18 protein-coding genes are annotated in these 14,590 nt (G+C 58.4%); 6 read left to right on the forward strand and 12 right to left on the reverse strand.

Annotated elements, in window-relative coordinates; translation table 11 throughout:
• Positions 1 to 8: 8 nt before the first annotated feature.
• The 7 genes from AC1DK4_RS18725 to AC1DK4_RS18755 all read right to left on the reverse strand — a co-directional run bounded on the left by AC1DK4_RS18725 (position 9) and on the right by AC1DK4_RS18755 (position 6,974).
• Positions 9 to 374 carry a 6-carboxytetrahydropterin synthase gene (locus AC1DK4_RS18725; protein ID WP_477116802.1) on the reverse strand — a complete coding sequence of 122 codons (366 nt, stop codon included), beginning with the start codon at positions 372 to 374 and terminating at the stop codon, positions 9 to 11.
• 113 nt (positions 375 to 487) lie between these two features.
• Positions 488 to 1,204 (reverse strand): 7-cyano-7-deazaguanine synthase QueC, encoded by a 717-nt coding sequence (queC, locus tag AC1DK4_RS18730; protein ID WP_477116803.1) that lies wholly within the window; start codon positions 1,202 to 1,204, stop codon positions 488 to 490.
• A complete protein-coding gene (gene dbpB / locus AC1DK4_RS18735; RefSeq protein ID WP_477116804.1) occupies positions 1,197 to 2,273 on the reverse strand; it encodes a DGQHR domain-containing protein DpdB in 1,077 nt (358 codons plus the stop codon). The genes queC and dbpB (AC1DK4_RS18735) overlap by 8 nt, the downstream gene beginning before the upstream one ends.
• Complete coding sequence (gene dpdA, locus AC1DK4_RS18740) at positions 2,270 to 3,565, reverse strand: tRNA-guanine transglycosylase DpdA (RefSeq protein WP_477131697.1); 1,296 nt, start codon at positions 3,563 to 3,565, stop codon at positions 2,270 to 2,272. The genes dbpB (AC1DK4_RS18735) and dpdA overlap by 4 nt, the downstream gene beginning before the upstream one ends.
• Positions 3,562 to 4,689 (reverse strand): DGQHR domain-containing protein DpdB, encoded by a 1,128-nt coding sequence (dbpB, locus tag AC1DK4_RS18745; RefSeq protein WP_477116806.1) that lies wholly within the window; start codon positions 4,687 to 4,689, stop codon positions 3,562 to 3,564. Before dbpB (AC1DK4_RS18745) ends, dpdA begins: the two co-directional genes overlap by 4 nt.
• Positions 4,673 to 5,629 carry a hypothetical protein gene (locus tag AC1DK4_RS18750; protein WP_477116807.1) on the reverse strand — a complete coding sequence of 319 codons (957 nt, stop codon included), beginning with the start codon at positions 5,627 to 5,629 and terminating at the stop codon, positions 4,673 to 4,675. The genes dbpB (AC1DK4_RS18745) and AC1DK4_RS18750 overlap by 17 nt, the downstream gene beginning before the upstream one ends.
• A gap of 367 nt (positions 5,630 to 5,996) precedes the next feature.
• Positions 5,997 to 6,974, reverse strand: a complete 978-nt coding sequence (locus AC1DK4_RS18755) for an HNH endonuclease (protein WP_477117250.1) — start codon at positions 6,972 to 6,974, stop codon at positions 5,997 to 5,999.
• Here AC1DK4_RS18755 and tnpA point away from each other — a divergent pair.
• From tnpA to AC1DK4_RS18770, 3 genes are read left to right on the forward strand one after another with little or no spacing between them, the layout of a single operon-like run.
• Positions 6,901 to 7,221, forward strand: a complete 321-nt coding sequence (gene tnpA / locus AC1DK4_RS18760) for an IS66-like element accessory protein TnpA (protein ID WP_477117251.1) — start codon at positions 6,901 to 6,903, stop codon at positions 7,219 to 7,221. The two genes, AC1DK4_RS18755 and tnpA, sit on opposite strands and share 74 nt — an antisense overlap.
• On the forward strand, positions 7,218 to 7,565 hold the full coding sequence (gene tnpB, locus AC1DK4_RS18765; RefSeq protein ID WP_011154074.1) for an IS66 family insertion sequence element accessory protein TnpB: 348 nt from the start codon (positions 7,218 to 7,220) through the stop codon (positions 7,563 to 7,565). The genes tnpA and tnpB overlap by 4 nt, the downstream gene beginning before the upstream one ends.
• Before the next feature lie 30 nt (positions 7,566 to 7,595).
• Entirely contained in the window at positions 7,596 to 9,149 is a 1,554-nt protein-coding gene (locus AC1DK4_RS18770) for an IS66-like element IS883 family transposase (RefSeq protein ID WP_477131698.1), read from the forward strand.
• A gap of 629 nt (positions 9,150 to 9,778) precedes the next feature.
• Here the strand turns inward: AC1DK4_RS18770 and AC1DK4_RS18775 are convergent.
• A complete protein-coding gene (locus AC1DK4_RS18775) occupies positions 9,779 to 10,024 on the reverse strand; it encodes a hypothetical protein (protein ID WP_477117253.1) in 246 nt (81 codons plus the stop codon).
• 161 nt (positions 10,025 to 10,185) lie between these two features.
• Positions 10,186 to 10,467: a hypothetical protein gene (locus AC1DK4_RS18780; RefSeq protein WP_477117254.1), complete on the reverse strand. Its 282-nt coding sequence runs from the start codon at positions 10,465 to 10,467 to the stop codon at positions 10,186 to 10,188.
• Between the two features lie 463 nt (positions 10,468 to 10,930).
• Between AC1DK4_RS18780 and AC1DK4_RS18785 the strand changes: the two genes are divergently transcribed.
• The 3 genes from AC1DK4_RS18785 (at position 10,931) to AC1DK4_RS18795 (ending at position 12,964) form a co-directional block, all read left to right on the forward strand.
• The gene (locus AC1DK4_RS18785; protein WP_477117255.1) at positions 10,931 to 11,236 is read left to right on the forward strand and encodes a DUF1484 family protein; all 306 of its coding nucleotides are present in this window, start codon (positions 10,931 to 10,933) and stop codon (positions 11,234 to 11,236) included.
• A gap of 347 nt (positions 11,237 to 11,583) precedes the next feature.
• Positions 11,584 to 12,537, forward strand: coding sequence for a M35 family metalloendopeptidase (locus AC1DK4_RS18790; protein ID WP_477117256.1), 954 nt, complete (start codon positions 11,584 to 11,586; stop codon positions 12,535 to 12,537).
• Positions 12,530 to 12,964 (forward strand): hypothetical protein, encoded by a 435-nt coding sequence (locus AC1DK4_RS18795; protein ID WP_477117257.1) that lies wholly within the window; start codon positions 12,530 to 12,532, stop codon positions 12,962 to 12,964. The genes AC1DK4_RS18790 and AC1DK4_RS18795 overlap by 8 nt, the downstream gene beginning before the upstream one ends.
• Before the next feature lie 99 nt (positions 12,965 to 13,063).
• On the opposite strand, the gene AC1DK4_RS18800 is transcribed toward AC1DK4_RS18795, so the two are convergent.
• The 3 genes from AC1DK4_RS18800 to cynS all read right to left on the reverse strand — a co-directional run.
• Complete coding sequence (locus tag AC1DK4_RS18800) at positions 13,064 to 13,615, reverse strand: hypothetical protein (protein WP_477117258.1); 552 nt, start codon at positions 13,613 to 13,615, stop codon at positions 13,064 to 13,066.
• 343 nt (positions 13,616 to 13,958) lie between these two features.
• Entirely contained in the window at positions 13,959 to 14,165 is a 207-nt protein-coding gene (locus tag AC1DK4_RS18805; RefSeq protein WP_477117259.1) for a hypothetical protein, read from the reverse strand.
• Positions 14,166 to 14,266: 101 nt separating this feature from the next.
• A partial coding sequence (gene cynS, locus AC1DK4_RS18810; protein ID WP_477131699.1) for a cyanase occupies positions 14,267 to 14,590 on the reverse strand: 324 nt, incomplete at its 5' end.

The following is a 14,590-nucleotide window of genomic DNA, read 5'->3' on the forward strand; positions in this document are numbered from 1 at the left end:
GCCGTTTTCTAGGCTGGGCTGAGTTCGCACCTATCCCCACTCGCCGGCCGCTCGACGCTGACCTTGGATACGTTTGGCATAACTTGTGAAATACTGCGGTATATGAAAGCGCAAAGACTCTCTAGCGTCGCTGATCCTAATCCAGGGACGTCGTCTAAGAAGTGATGATCGAGTTGTGACCGAATTTTCTGTATCTCTAAGCGAAGCAATCCTAAGTCAACCACCATTCCGGACTCGGTGTCAGGCAACCCGCGTACAAATACCTCAGCATGGTAAGTATGCCCGTGAATTCGACGACTCCCTTCGGTATCGATCTTCCTTTCGAGGGTATGCGCGGCCTCGAAGTAGAATTTCTGACTTAACTCGTATTTCATGGTGTGCCAAAAACTTGTGAGTTTTAATATTTGGGCTTCAAATTAAATTGGCTTCGAAGTATTCAGTTGCCGGAGTAAGTGCTTGTTCTTCTTGATTCGGACGGCGGCCTATGTCATCCATTTATCCTAGCTAAATACCCTTCGAAGCCTTTGCCACGGAGTTCGCACGCCGGGCATTCACCACATCCATAACCCCACGAATGAGCCGTAACATGATCTCCCGTATAGCACGTATGAGCATCATACCTAATGAGATCCACAAACTGAGGCCCCCCCAGCTTTGCAGCTAGCTCCCACGTTTCCGCCTTGTCCAGCCACATCAAGGGTGTTTCAATGACAAGAGGCTGATCCATGCCTAAGCTTAACGTCACCTGGAGCGACTTGAGCGTGTTGTCTCTGCAATCGGGATAGCCGGAGTAATCGGTCTCGCACATGCCCCCAACCAAAACCGTGAGATCTCGGCGATAAGCCACTGCGGCAGCAAAATTGAAGAACATCAGATTACGCCCGGGAACAAATGTGTTTGGAAGTCCGCTTGAGGTGAGTTCGATGGCCTTTGAACTGGTCAAGGCAGTATCGCTTAGTTGACCGAGCACGCTCAGATCGAGAGTGTGATCTTCGCCGAGACGCTCCGACCAGTTTGGGAAGGCCGTACGCATCTTCTTCAGTATGACTTTGCGGCACTCCATTTCCACGCTATGGCGTTGACCGTAGTCGAACCCAATCGTCTCCACATGGGAGTAACGTTGAAGAGCCCAGGCCAGGCACGTGGTGGAATCCTGTCCGCCAGAGAACAAAACTAGTGCGCGCTTATGCATATTTTCATCCATTCACGATACGGCGGGGTTTGCGAAGTAGACGCTTCAGTGTGCGAGTCAAGCAATTCGCGAGGAGATCGATATCTGTTGGCGTATTTTGAATTCCGTTCCACAGGCGAGTGTCATTCGCTGACAGTTCCCAAGTGCCACTAGTCCAAGCAGTGTAAGGCTTCAAGAGTTGCAGGCCAGGAACAAACTCGTCCTTGGTTCTCGCGCCTTCGGTAGCGTACAGAATTTCCATCACGAAGCCCATCGCAACGATTCCAGCGCCGTGACGCAATCGCGATGTTCTCGGGCTCATGCCAACCCATTCTGGTCGGAAGACCTCGACAACAGCTTTGAAGAACTCGTCGATCAGGGATATCGAGATCTCTTCGAAATCGTCTTCCTTGATGTAGTCGCGAATGGCTCCATCGGATGCGGAGTTCATGACCAAGCGGCGCATGGCGGTATCGCTAATCACCCCTGTCGGATTGGTGTGCTGGCGAATTTCTCCGTATAACGAGGAGCCGTGCTGGAAGTTGAGCCGATCAATAACACGAGCCGCAAACTTCCGAGAGGTAAATCTTTCAGGCAAACCATCCACGTTGGGTAGTAGTTCGTAGATGAGCGTCTTCGGTAGGGGGCGCGTGTTGTTGATCAGGACAAACTGCTGTCGCAGTTCGTTGTAATCCTTGCATACTAGTGCGGACACAAAAACCTGAAATCCAGGTTTTGTAATGCCAGATAGCGCGGTGAGTCGCTGCTGACCATCTACCACGAAGCCGGGCTTCCCTTCTTTGGTATTTATCTCAACACTGACGATTCCGCCCCCAAGGTCCTTGATTTTTACCCCATCAATGAACGCGACAATAACAGCGTTCGGAAGCAGGGCATCCTCCCTTTTGAGGTAGTCCCGTATCTCTTTAATGTGTGACGCAACCTGATGCCGCTGAAATCCCTTTAGTTGTCCGCTCTCGGTGCGACCGATTCGTTCGATTTCTGCGAAGGACAGAACCTCCTCAGGCGTTGCCGCAAACGAGAAGACATCGTGATCTGTTGCTTGTTGGGCTCGGACAGCCTTAAATCGAAAGACGCTCACAGACGCTCCTCGAGAATGTTCTGTACATGTTTGTGATATACGCCGAGATTGTGAAATCCCCGGCGCTTGTTGCGATTGCTTGCTCGGAAAATGATGACCTCTACGCCCACCTTGCGGCAGATCGGGCAGTCACATTGTTTCCAAGGTTTGGCTTCCAATGTGCGGGCAATCATGTCCCGTTGCTTCTTTAGTTCCTGTTCCCTCTTCTCTTCGGACACTGCCTCTCCCTGGGTTAGGAAGCGCTGATAGTCGACGAGAGCATCCAGTGCCGACGCAAGTGGCATTTTGCGTTTGTCGAAAGCCCGGATCGAGTCCAGTGCTCGCTGCTCACGACGCAGCAAATCCTCTGTATTGAAGATGCCGCGTTTGATGCCTTGCATCAAACGAGGATTCTCGATGGCCTGGGGAATGCGAATGGCGGCAAAGTAGTCCAGCGTACCATCGCCGTTGCTATGGTAATAATTTGCTTTCGCGTCCTTAAAGGCACGAATCAACGGTGATGTCGAGTCGAAACTCGTTACCCCATAGCCGGTAAAATCTTGAATCTTGTCGGCTTTCGCGAAGCCAAGAAGATGAATATCCGTTTCCGGTTTGATCGCCTTTCTAATGGCTTGCAGGACCTTGTGAATAACGTCGACCTTGAGGGGCACCAGGCCGCCGACCGCCAGATAACGGTAGCCCATCTTCTCGAGTCGCACGGCAGCGTCTGCCATACTCTCTGGCGACCATCCTTGTATTGGTCCCATGGGCTCGAAGGGCCAGTCTTCTTTCTCAGTTAGCCGGATGAACTCTTCAGCGTTCGAAAGGGTAATCTCGAAGCGCTCGATGACGTCTTTGGATTGATCCTCTATGGGAGGGTTGCTGGTGTCACAGGCAAAGATAATGTGGTCCGGCGAGCACCCGTGGGTGAACGYGGCATCCGAGTAAAACTCGACCACTTCTTCGGGGCTATAGGCGGGCCGTGGGTGCTCTACATATGCAAATGCACCGCAGTCCCCCATCAACATCCGATCTTTGTGTTTGGGGCCACCAAACCTCAAGAACTTGCGTGCGCCATCCCGCAACATGCGTTGTTCTTCAGAGGTGGAGTAGCGGACCTTTGAGGTCGCAACACCGTCGGCCTGGCGGATAGCGCTCATGGAGACCAGCAAGCCATCATACGGCGCAGGATCCATCATTTCGTGCGCATAGCAGTCGTCCCAGTACCGCTTGCGGCCTGGGGCATTCCGGTCTTGCAGGAAGTCGTAAAGAGGATCTACGTAATCCTGCGTGTCGGAGTACAAAAACTTCATCTTTTTACCTGGGTCGCATAGGTACGCACCAGGGCGTCCTGTAATCTCTTAATGTCTTTTGGCGTATTTTGGATCTCGTTCCAAGCTATGCCGAGTAGGTCCCACTGGCCTTTCGTCCAGGCGCAGTGAGGTGCAATCGTCTCCAGTTCCTTGCGGATGGTCTTGTAGTCTTCCCCGACACCAGAGAGCTTTGCATAGATTCGATCCATCAAGACGCCCATGGCCACAATGCCCGCAGAATGCATTAGGCGGCTATGTCGTGGGTCGCGCCCCCATGCATCTGTAAACACGTCTCGCACGGCGGACCAGAAGATCAACAACACACGATACATGGCCTCCACATCCGCCGCCTCGTTTGGCCTTGCCTTGTATGCTGCAAGCGCGCCAAGCGGGTTGCTGAGGCTGTTGCGTATCATGGCAACCACAGCCGTGTCGGTGATGACGGCTGGCGATGCTGATCGGTCCGTCATTCTCTTTATGAGCTTGTGGAATGGTGAGTTTGAGTCGCGATTAAGTAGGTTGCAGAGCTCAGTCGGAACGCGCCGTGCGTTAAGGTCGCGCGGCAAGTGAATGCCCGATGTCTCCGGTAACAACTCATTGATGAGTCGACTGGGCAGCGGTTTCGCCTTGTTTACTAAGATAAACTGTTCTCGCTGCACCTCAATGCTGTCTGACACGAAGCCGATTACTGGGACTGGTATGGAAATATTCTTCGCCTGAGCCAGTGCAAGCGAGCGCTGCTGTCCATCTACAATCCACGCGACCCTCTCGCCAGCCTCAAAGATCGGGATGGTGAGGGTACCTGCTTGCGAAATGCCGGCGTCTCCGGTCGGCTTCGATCCTCGCGCCGCCACAAAGCGAACTTCCGGTGACATCGCCAAGATAATTGCGTTCGGAAAAAGAACGCTGCCCTGATTGAGGTAGTCAACAATTCCCTTTACGTGACTACGTATCTCAGGCCTTTGAAAACCCTTTAAATCATCCGTCGCGTCGCGTTCAATTCGGCTGATGTCGGCGAGTCGTGTGATGTCTCCGCCGCCGATGAAGAAGGCGTAAACATCGAGCCCGTCTCCTTGCGTCGTGTGCAGTGCGCGGACAACAATTTCCTTAGGTTTTGGAGCCATCTTTCTCTCCACGTAAGGACGCGGCCTCTGCTCGAAGCTGTTGCCAAAGTTGACGGAAGCGGCCCTGCTCGCACGCGACTAAAGCGTCGTCGCGTAGAAAGCGAAGCAGTCGAGTTGAACTGCCGCCGTAGTCGCTCCAGTTCTTGCGAAGTAAACCCAGAATTTCGCTGTCGGGGAGCTTGGTACGAGACGGAAGTATCGGAACCTCGCGATCGGATAGGGCATCTTCCACTGCGGCTCGGCCCGAAGCCAAGGCAAGGCGATGGCCCTTAAGTTCCTGGATGAAATGACGGAGTGCGCGCTGAGGGAAGTCTGCGCGAGTACCTGCAAACGGCGTTGCCTCTAAGCGCTCGTCGTAAGGCATGACGCAGCCACGAAGGTGGTCGGGCACTGCTTCGCGACCTTTACCTGATGTGAAGATTCTCAGCTTTTTGGCAAATATGGTGGCGCATTGTCCCAAGTCCGAAGAGACCATCTCGAGGTATCCGCTCGGTAGCGCAAGGAACATCAGCTTTGTGCTGGGCGCTGCAATCAACTTAGCGATAGATGGTCCCTTGTTGAGGGTCAGCCACCAATCGGCAGGGGTAGCTTTGACTTGAGCTAGTGCGGGTGAAATCGAACTGTTCCCGGCAGCCACAGTGAGGTCGTAGTGTGGAACCATCACATTGGCCTGGAGAAGGCCAAGGCCAGCTGAGACGAAGGCAAGCTTCGCACCTGCAAGAGTGGAGGCTTCGCGTGCGTCTACTACCGATCGGCCAGTGTAGAGATCGATCGCAAACTGATGTGCTTCCGCCTGTTCGACGGTCCGTTTCCAGTGACGAGCGAGGTCCTGCACCGACTCGTATCTTGAGCGATGGCTGAGGGCCCAGCTTGCAGCGCCACTTCCGGTCTTCGGACTGCGCTTTCTGCTGGTGCAGTTAGTTAGCACCAGTACGTCCATTGATTGCTCGCTTTCGTGCGCCCCTTGGTGGGGAGGTGAGACAGTTATTTTGCCGCTTCGGATTCTACACCTTGCAGTTATTTGCCTCAAACGCGCGGGCGTCTTCTCAGTTAAATTTGGTGAACGAGCGGGTGGTGACCAAAGCTTTGGGACGTGAAGTCTGCGTCGTGGGCGGCTAATACGGCACTTTGCATCAACCCGGCATAGGAACCCCGGGATCGAAAGAGAAGTAGCGGGCGAGAGGTCGCAGAGGGTGACGGGGCCGGAACTCAGGTATGGCTGGAGGCACATCAGTCGTGCCGGCGAAGGCGGCGCTCCCATCCGCGTGCAACATCGTTCTTGGGCTGGCAAGCTCTCACGAGGGTGCCTATTGCGCGCTCTCCTTAGCCGCAATCGCCTCCATTAGCTCCAAGTTCTTCTGATGCCCCCCACGCCCATGATGAATGTGCCGATGGCACGTCGGGCATATCGCCGCAACATGACTTGGATGATCAAGACCGCCATCCGAAACGCGCGTCGTGTGATGCGGTTCCAGATACGGAGACCCATCCTTCCGCTGAAACGCCGCCGGCTGGAGACACGACTCGCATTTCCCGGCTGCACGCAGCAGAACGTAGTCCTTCACTTGCTTGCTGCGTTGATACAGTCGCCGCAGTGCGGTCTTTCCCGTTGCCACTTGTGAGTCGTGAAGCGCCTCCATGGCTCGCCGCCGTGCCTCTTCCAAACTGGCTGGCGCTGGCTCAGTGGCATCGTCGTCGAACGACGCACTGCACTCATCGTCCAGGAGTGCCACAGGGACAAGTTGGAAGACGATCACATCGCGCTGCTGCCCGTGCTTATCGGGGCCGCGACGAATCGAGTGTCCAGCATAGGCGTACTCGCCAATGTATTCCTGCCCCTTGCCTTTGCCGAGTGATTTGAATAAATGGAGCGCTCGCCCATCCTCCGCGTGCTCGCGGATGGCTAGGTTGCCACGGGTGAACGTCATATCGCCGACTTGGCCCTCACCGGTGTAGGAGAAGACGCCAAGTTCATCTCCGCCGTCAACATAGCCATACTGCTCTCCGCTATCGCCCGTGAAGATGAAGATGGCTCGAACCGTGCTCGAATGGTAAGCGAGTCGCCAGCACCGTCTGTACCGTTCAGTAGAGTGGCGCCAAAGTAGTTCCCACCAAATAGTGATGGGAACTACTTTGTCACAGTCACAGGATGAACCAGTCGCCGGCAGTCGCAAAGGCCGGCCGAACCACAGCGAGGAATTCAAGCGGCGGTTGGCAGCCGCTGCGTGTGAGCCGGGTGTCTCGGTATCGAAATTGGCGCGCGAGCACGGCATCAACGCGAACATGCTGTTCACCTGGCGCCGACGCTATCGAATGGAGCAGCGCCAGGAAGCCGCGGTGTTGTTGCCGGTGACCGTTGAACACCCAAGCTCGCCACCCGGTCCGATGCCAATGAGTCCGGCCGCTGCGGTTTGCGAGCCGACGCCGCCGCACGGCGCCATTGAGATCCGTTTGGGCCGAGCGGTGATTCGCATTGAAGGGGCAGTCGACCTGGCCACGTTGCGTACCGTACTGGACCGTTTGACGCCATGATCGGGTTGCCGGCGGGAACACGCATCTGGATCGCCGCAGGCGTGACCGACATGCGCTGCGGATTCAACGGGCTCGCAGCGAAGGTGGAGGCGACTCTGCAGGAGAGCCCGTTCTCCGGCCATGTCTTCGTCTTCCGCGGCAGGCGCGGCAACGTCATCAAGGTATTGTGGTCAACGGGCGATGGGCTTTGCTTGCTCTCGAAGCGCCTGGAGCGTGGACGTTTCGTCTGGCCGCAGGCCGACAGCGGCAAGATCCACCTGACGCAAGCGCAGTTGTCGATGCTGCTGGAGGGGATCAACTGGAAGCAGCCCGAGCGCACCTGGCCGCCACTGTCGGTGTTGTAAACCTTGTGGCATGTGCGTAAACTGCCGCGCATGCCAATCGACCCCAGCGATCTCCCCGACGACATTGAGGCCCTGAAGGCCTTGGTGTTGGCACAGCGGGAATCGATCGCACTCATGGAACGGGCCTTGGCGGTCCGCTCCATGGAGATCGAGCAGCTAAATCTGCAGATCTCAAAGCTGAGGCGGATGCAGTTTGGCCAGAAGTCCGAGAAGCTGGATCGACAGATTGAACAGCTCGAGACCCGACTGGAAGATCTGCTGGCCGAGGAAGGTGCGGCCGAAACCGAAGCCGATCCGCAGGCTACCCCTCCTGTCCGGAAGAAAGCGGTACGCAAGCCGTTGCCGGAACACTTGGAGCGGGAGGATCGCATTCTCGAGCCCGAGACCGAAGCCTGTCCAGAGTGCGGCGGTAAGCTCAAGCCGCTGGGCGAGGACATCTCGGAGCAACTCGATATCATCAGCAGTTCATTCAGGGTGATTCGGCAGGTGCGGCGCAAGAAGGCCTGCGCCTGTTGTGATTGCATCGTCCAGGCTGCGGCGCCAAGCCGGCCGATTGAGCGCGGCATTGCCACGGCGGGGCTGCACGCTCACATACTGGTTGCCAAATACGCTGATCATCAACCGCTGTACCGCCAAGCCGCTATCTATGCCCGGCAGGGCGTGGAGCTGGACCGCACGACCATGGCTCGCGGTGTCGGCGCTTGCGGTGCGCTGGTACGCCCCCTGGTCGAGGCTTTGCACCGATACGTGATGATGCCCGGCAAGGTGCACGCGGACGACACGCCGCTGCCGGTACTTGCGCCAGGTAAGGGGCAGACCAAGACGGGAAGACTATGGGCCTACGTGCGGGACGATCGCGCATCGGGTTCGGATGCTGCGCCTGCGGCCTGGTTCGCCTACACACCAAATCGCCAGGGCCAACATCCCCAAGCGCATCTGGCCGGCTTCCGCGGCATCTTGCAGGCAGACGCGTATGCGGGCTTCAACGCAGTTTTTACCGATGGCAGTGTGCGCGAAGCAGCTTGTATGGCCCACGCGCGCCGTAAGGTGCACGATCTGCATGTCCGCAAGGCAACGCCGACCACAACGGAGGCGTTACGCCGGATCGGCGAGCTCTATGCCATCGAAGCGGAAATCCGGGGTAAGCCACCTGCCGTGCGTCAACAGGTGCGGCAGCAAAGATCCCGGCCCATACTGGACAGCTTCGAAGTGTGGTTGCGAGAGCGGCTATTGACGCTCTCGACGCAGTCGGAAACGACCAAAGCCATCAACTACATGCTGAACCAGTGGCAAGCGCTAATCTACTACTGTGATGATGGCCTGGCAGAGATAGACAACAACATCGCGGAGAATGCGCTGCGCGGTGTCGCGTTGGGTCGGAAGAATTTTTTATTCGCCGGCGCTGACAGTGGCGGAGAGCGCGCGGCCGCAATGTACTCGCTCATCGGGTCCTGCAAACTCAACGGCATCGATCCCGAGGCCTATCTGCGTCACGTCTTGGCCCGCATCGCCGATCATCCCGTCAATCGGATCGACGAACTTCTGCCGTGGAACGTCGCCGCTCAACTGGCGTTGCAAGCCTAAAGCAGCACCATTCCTGTCTCGTCGTCAACCACGGTGCTGGCGATCCGCTTACCTCGAATGCGCTATGCCACTCTGATCGTTGCCGCCGAAGGGCGGATGGATGTCAGTCCGCCTGTTGTAGATCTTGCCGAGCGAGAAGCTCGGCGGCTCGGCCGGTTGCTTGCGCTCGTTCGAGAGTCGCACAGCGTTGAATCCGCGTTCCTGAATGCTCAACTTCTCGCCCCTTCTTGCCCGATCTATGGCACGCGTATGCGTACTCGTTCTCTTGCTCGTCAGTATGTCGATAGGAAATGTCCTATGCAACATTCACACAAGCTGAACATCTAAATTCCCTGCGCCAGGGCCATTGTCCGGGGGTAGAGCAAGCAGTTCGACGAATTCAGCCCAGAGGGCGGAGGCCGCTTCTCGGAGGATGCGAGAAACCCGGGTGATCACTGCATCGGTGGCCTAGGCAGAGGCCGGACGCCGCAGAGCAATTTTTGAGAAGGCAAGCCCAGCGGCCTCTATCGATGGCTGAACTGGTTCGCTGGCGGGTGTTGGACTTTGGCGGGCGTGGGTGGCCCTGGTGATTGGGCTAGGTCAACCGCGTGCAGGCGCTGTGCTGACGCTGGCATTGCGTTCACCGGCGCTTACCTCCGATCGTCGCGGCACATAGCCGAGCAACAGGCGACGCAGAGGCGCGGCAGCATGCGGCCGGGGTAGACGCGTCGCGCCTTGTGCAGGCCGTGGATCATGCCGCGGATTTCCGCCGGGTCGGGGTGGCCGATGGTGGCCCGCAGGGCGGCGGGTTTTACCAGTTTGAACTGCTTGTGGGTGCGGCGTTTCGGACGCGCGGCCACATGGTCGAGGAAACCGGCCGCACGCCGTGGCACCAAGCTGCCCGCGTTGCGGGAGACCGATGCTCAAGCGTATTGCAAAGCGGGGGCCAAATGCAGGAAGGAGGTGCGTTCTGGGGCCGGTCAATATTCCCGGGCTGCCGGGGTGTTCGAGACTCGCAATAACTGCGTAGGTCGGGGATTTTCCCCTACCTCACCAACTATCCTTCTGGCCCCCTAACCTTCTTCAGATCACGTGCTATCCGCTCAAGAATCGGCGACGTGTGGCCGTGCTCCGCATCGGTTCGCCCGGTGACCAGCCAGTACGCATACTGCGGCCAAATCTCCGCCATCTTCTCGATCATTTCCTGCGTGAATCGCTGCTGCCCCCGGCATGCGTTCTTCCAACTGTCCGCCTTGATCCCGGTCAGGTCTTCCATGTGCTTGTAGCGGCGATGACCCTCCGCCACGAAATCTATCAGTTCCTCGACGCGATCACGCATTTCAATTAGGACAAATTATCCTTGTAAGGTACATTGGTGCGTATGCCGTCGCTGGCTGTCGCGGGTACGTGCCGCATGGCAGGTAGCGAGGGCCCGCAGAAAACCTCTTCCGTACCGGCGAGGCGGATCCGTTCGCGCACGACCAGAGGCGCCCGGCCGGCACCGCCGCCAAAATCTCGGACACATGTCTAGGGCAAGCGTCAGGCCAGAGCTTGACGGATGCAGCGCAGGCGTTAGCAATGCCAGTCACGTTGCCAGGGCAGACAAAAGTCGCATTATGGCTCATGCCTCAGCCTCTTACGGAGATTGCTTGGTCGCGGACCCTCCATACATCGCACTTGCAAACGTACTGTGCTGCACGCGCTTTATCGCGCTCGTCATCCGAAGCAGCGAGAGCGCGGATCGTTGACACCTCGTCCACCACATGGACGTCTCAATCGACCCTACCTGCCAAGGAGCCATCATGACTGCCCGCCAACGTCGTCCTCGTACTGCAGCCGAAGCCAGAAATGCTGCAATGGAAGCCAAGCTAGTCGCAGATCCGATGCCGCCAGAAAGTGACGCCACGTTCGGCGCTGAGTGGAACTATAAAACCATCCAGCAGAGTTGCGACGACCTGATACGCGTCAGCGCCGGCTTGGACTCTCTGCTGACGCTGCTGGAATTGCAGGCGGGCGAGCATGCCGCCAGCAATGGCCTGCATGCCCTGCTTGCCCCGCTAAAGCAGCAGCTGGACCAGGCAGTCAACCGGGTGCAGGCATTGTGCTGACCCAGGGGGGGGAAGATCATCGGCACCCGTCAATGACCTTCGCAATGACCAACGCCCTCGTTGGTCACCTCTATAGATTGGGGAGGCGAGCCACATAGGCCAGAGGTCCGCGTCAGTCACGTCCGATCCTTGCCAAAGGATAGCTATCCCGGATCGGCGGTGCGCATATGGTGCCCGCCCCACTGCCGGCCTTCTCGACACAATTGACGCAACTCAATTCCCGCCCTCAACAAGACGTTTCTTCGCATTCCTGCAGACCTCTCTCGATCTCAACTGGCCGATCCGCTGGAACACTGCACGGCGGTTCGATCACTTTGGGTCTCATCCACCTGACAACGGAGAAAGGCATGACGGATATGCGAGAGGCATTGAAGCATGGCGACAAGACAAGTACAGACGGGACGCTGATTTCCACAGTGATCGGCTTCGCGCATCACGGTGTCAGTGTGGCAGCGGAGGGAGACCACGCTACCTGTCCGGCATGCAACGTGGGCGGCCCGGTGATGAACGACGCCCTTCCGCATTTCACGCTCATGGATGGAAGGCGAATCCTAGTGCGGGGAGCAAGGGTGATGTGTCGGTGCGCGATAAAACCAGTCGTCGTCCCGTCACAGCAGGACTTCCTCATTGAGGTGAACTGGACAGGACACCTCCACCAGCCTTCATCCGCCCCAGGCACTTACGTGCCGGTCGCTGCAGAAAAGCTGACCGAGAAGCCGGGCAAGGTCGTGGACGATGCGACGCGGATCTGCCCGAACGTGAGCAATGGGGAGTTTCGCAGTGCCATCCTCTCGCTTCGAGTCAAGGCGATTTCATGCTGCATCAAGAGGTTGGTGGAGCTTCGTCGGTGGAACGATGCAGATCGAGCGCGAGTTGAGACTTGGTTTGGCACCTCTGAGGACAAGGTCCGCCAGTGTCTGCTTGAGGGAATTCCTCGCATCGAGTCGATCCTCAGGGAGCTGACCGCGGATAACTTCGTCCGCTATTCCGACGAGATGATGGAGTACATCGGATGCACGCCAAAAACTCGCAACAATCCACGGGTCGCAGCCGCAGTTTGTGCTCCAGATACGAAGACCCACACCATCGCCATTGCACTGAAATTCTGCGACCTATCGCCCTACTCTCACCTCATCGATTCGCAGTTGCTAACGCTTGTACATGAGGTTTCGCACTTCCAGGATGCCATGGCGACTAAGGATCATTTTTACCAGCTGTTTGTTGTCAAGCAGGAGGCTGCGGCAAAGAATCCGCAGTGTATTGAGAATGCTGATAGCGTGGCCGGCTATGTCATTGTCTAAGATATTCCGCAGCATTGCTGCTGTCGCCGCGATCCTCGCGCAGCCCGCCTTGGCGTGCAGCTTTGACATCTCCTTCAACAGCAATTTCGAGCGCGGCGCGGATCGTCTGCCAGCGTCGGAGGTGCGCAGACTGGCGGAGTGGATGATCGACGAACCGGCGGCCTATGAGAACAAGCAGGGCTTCCATATTGCGGTGTATGAGGCCCCGACCGCCGGCATCAGCCATGCTTTTGCACGCAAGCGCGTGTCTCACATGGAACAGTTGCTGACGACATTTGGTGTGCCGGCGAGCATGATCTCTGTGGAAATTGCCCGTTACCAGCCAGGAAGATCAGCGGAGCCGCCGGACTTTGCGCACATCAACTTCATGCCGGGTTGCCCGCACCCTTGCTGCCCGGGGCCGCAGCCGATCGACCGGGGGCGATAGATGCAAGCGATTTAACTCGTCAAGCCTGTCGAAGCGGAGTTCACGCCATGAACCCGGCCATGGCTCCACCCCTCACCCACCCGTACGGTCCGCGGCACATCACGCAAGCGCACCGTCCGTAAACACATCCGGGCTACCGGCCCGCGCGCCCTCCGAGAACGGATCGCGCTTGCCGTTGTTGGCGCCATCGGTAAAGGGGTCGCGCTGGTCGATGCGTGCGCCGTCGGTGAACGGATCACGCTTGCCGATGTGCGAAGCGCTGGCAACGACCTGCTGCGCCGCGCCGCTGTATGCGCCTTCCGAGAACGCGTCGCGCTTGCCGTTGTTGGCGCCGTCGGTAAAGGGATCGCGCTGGTCGATGCGTGCGCCGTCGGTGAACGGGTCGCGCTTGCCGATGTGCGAAGCGCTGGCAACGATCTGCTGCGCGGCGCTGCTGTATGCGCCATCGGAGAACGCATCGCGCTTGCCGTTGTTGGCGCCGTCGGTATAGGGATCGCGCGCGTCGTTGCGTGCAACGGATACGTTGTAGCGATACCCATGTTCCACGCCCACATCGGCGGCAAAAGCCGCGTGCATTCCGCCAGCGGCGGCGGCGAAGGCGACGATGGAAACAAGGCGCTTGGCGAGGGTGGTGACGTTGGTGGTGTTCATGATGAAGCTCCAGGGTGATGTATCGGGCTGCGGCGGCGTTGTTTAGTCGCGGCCGCGTTGCGTCGCTGGCGGGACCATCTGGTCTTTGCTGCCACCGCCGCGCTACAGGAAGCATTTAAGGTGACCGATGTATCCGGCCCGTAGTGACTTGGCACCCTGGCGGTGAGCGTGCGTATCGCATCGGGCCGCTGATACAGACGGATACCAAGTCGGCTGTCGCGGCGGCGCGGCAAGCGGCGCCCGGTCTACATGGCGGATCGGGGAATGTGTTGTGAACGGTGCTTCGTCAGGGCGCGGTGCGCACGCCCTCGCGATGGACCGCTGCGTCGCCCACGTACGTATGTCACCGGCGCCCGCCGTCCGCGCGTGGCGCGCAGAACGCATGATTGGCGGGGTGCTGCGCGAGGCAGGACGAGGGCTCCGGGTTCTGGCGCTGCGCCCGCGCTTGCGCGCGCGCCCGCTCGATCACGGTCCAGTCCGGGCCGGCAAATGCCGGCCATGCCGACAGGATCGTGGTGACGCTGAACAGGGTGAGGAGAATCTGCTTCATGGCTGGCAACTTCATTTGATGCGAGGTGGTCCGGCGGGCGTCGCCGGGGGCGGTGGACGGATGCCGCTTGCGCAGCGGCCATCCCGCCACCGGCGTGCCGTTCAGAACGGCTTGGTCGGCAGGTACTTGCCGTCGAGCGTGATGACCGCGCGCTGGCCGCCTTCGGGGTCGTCCACTTTCTTGATGTCGAGCTTGAAGTTGATGGCGCTGATGATGCCGTCGCCAAACTGCTCGTGCACCAGCGCCTTGAGCGTGGAGCCGTAGATCTGCACGATCTCGTAGAAGCGGTAGATGGTCGGGTCGGTCGGCACGCCGCCGGGGATGCTGCCGCGCACGGGGACGGTCTGCAGCTGGCGCACGGCGGCGTCGTCCAGGTCCAGCTTGGCGGCCACCACCTTGGCGGCATTCGCGGGCAGCGGGTGCTG

The sequence above is a fragment of the Cupriavidus sp. 05N38 genome, from assembly GCF_056397345.1.

Coding starts and splice junctions, on each gene's coding strand:
- AC1DK4_RS18725 (WP_477116802.1), bottom strand. CDS start 374: ATGAAATACGAGTTAAGTCAGAAATTCTACTTCGAGGCCGCGCATACC.
- queC (WP_477116803.1), bottom strand. CDS start 1,204: ATGGATGAAAATATGCATAAGCGCGCACTAGTTTTGTTCTCTGGCGGA.
- dbpB (WP_477116806.1), bottom strand. CDS start 4,689: ATGGCTCCAAAACCTAAGGAAATTGTTGTCCGCGCACTGCACACGACG.
- AC1DK4_RS18750 (WP_477116807.1), bottom strand. CDS start 5,629: ATGGACGTACTGGTGCTAACTAACTGCACCAGCAGAAAGCGCAGTCCG.
- AC1DK4_RS18755 (WP_477117250.1), bottom strand. CDS start 6,974: ATGTTCGCGTTGATGCCGTGCTCGCGCGCCAATTTCGATACCGAGACA.
- tnpB (WP_011154074.1), top strand. CDS start 7,218: ATGATCGGGTTGCCGGCGGGAACACGCATCTGGATCGCCGCAGGCGTG.
- AC1DK4_RS18770 (WP_477131698.1), top strand. CDS start 7,596: ATGCCAATCGACCCCAGCGATCTCCCCGACGACATTGAGGCCCTGAAG.
- AC1DK4_RS18780 (WP_477117254.1), bottom strand. CDS start 10,467: ATGCGTGATCGCGTCGAGGAACTGATAGATTTCGTGGCGGAGGGTCAT.
- AC1DK4_RS18785 (WP_477117255.1), top strand. CDS start 10,931: ATGACTGCCCGCCAACGTCGTCCTCGTACTGCAGCCGAAGCCAGAAAT.
- AC1DK4_RS18790 (WP_477117256.1), top strand. CDS start 11,584: ATGACGGATATGCGAGAGGCATTGAAGCATGGCGACAAGACAAGTACA.
- AC1DK4_RS18800 (WP_477117258.1), bottom strand. CDS start 13,615: ATGAACACCACCAACGTCACCACCCTCGCCAAGCGCCTTGTTTCCATC.
- AC1DK4_RS18805 (WP_477117259.1), bottom strand. CDS start 14,165: ATGAAGCAGATTCTCCTCACCCTGTTCAGCGTCACCACGATCCTGTCG.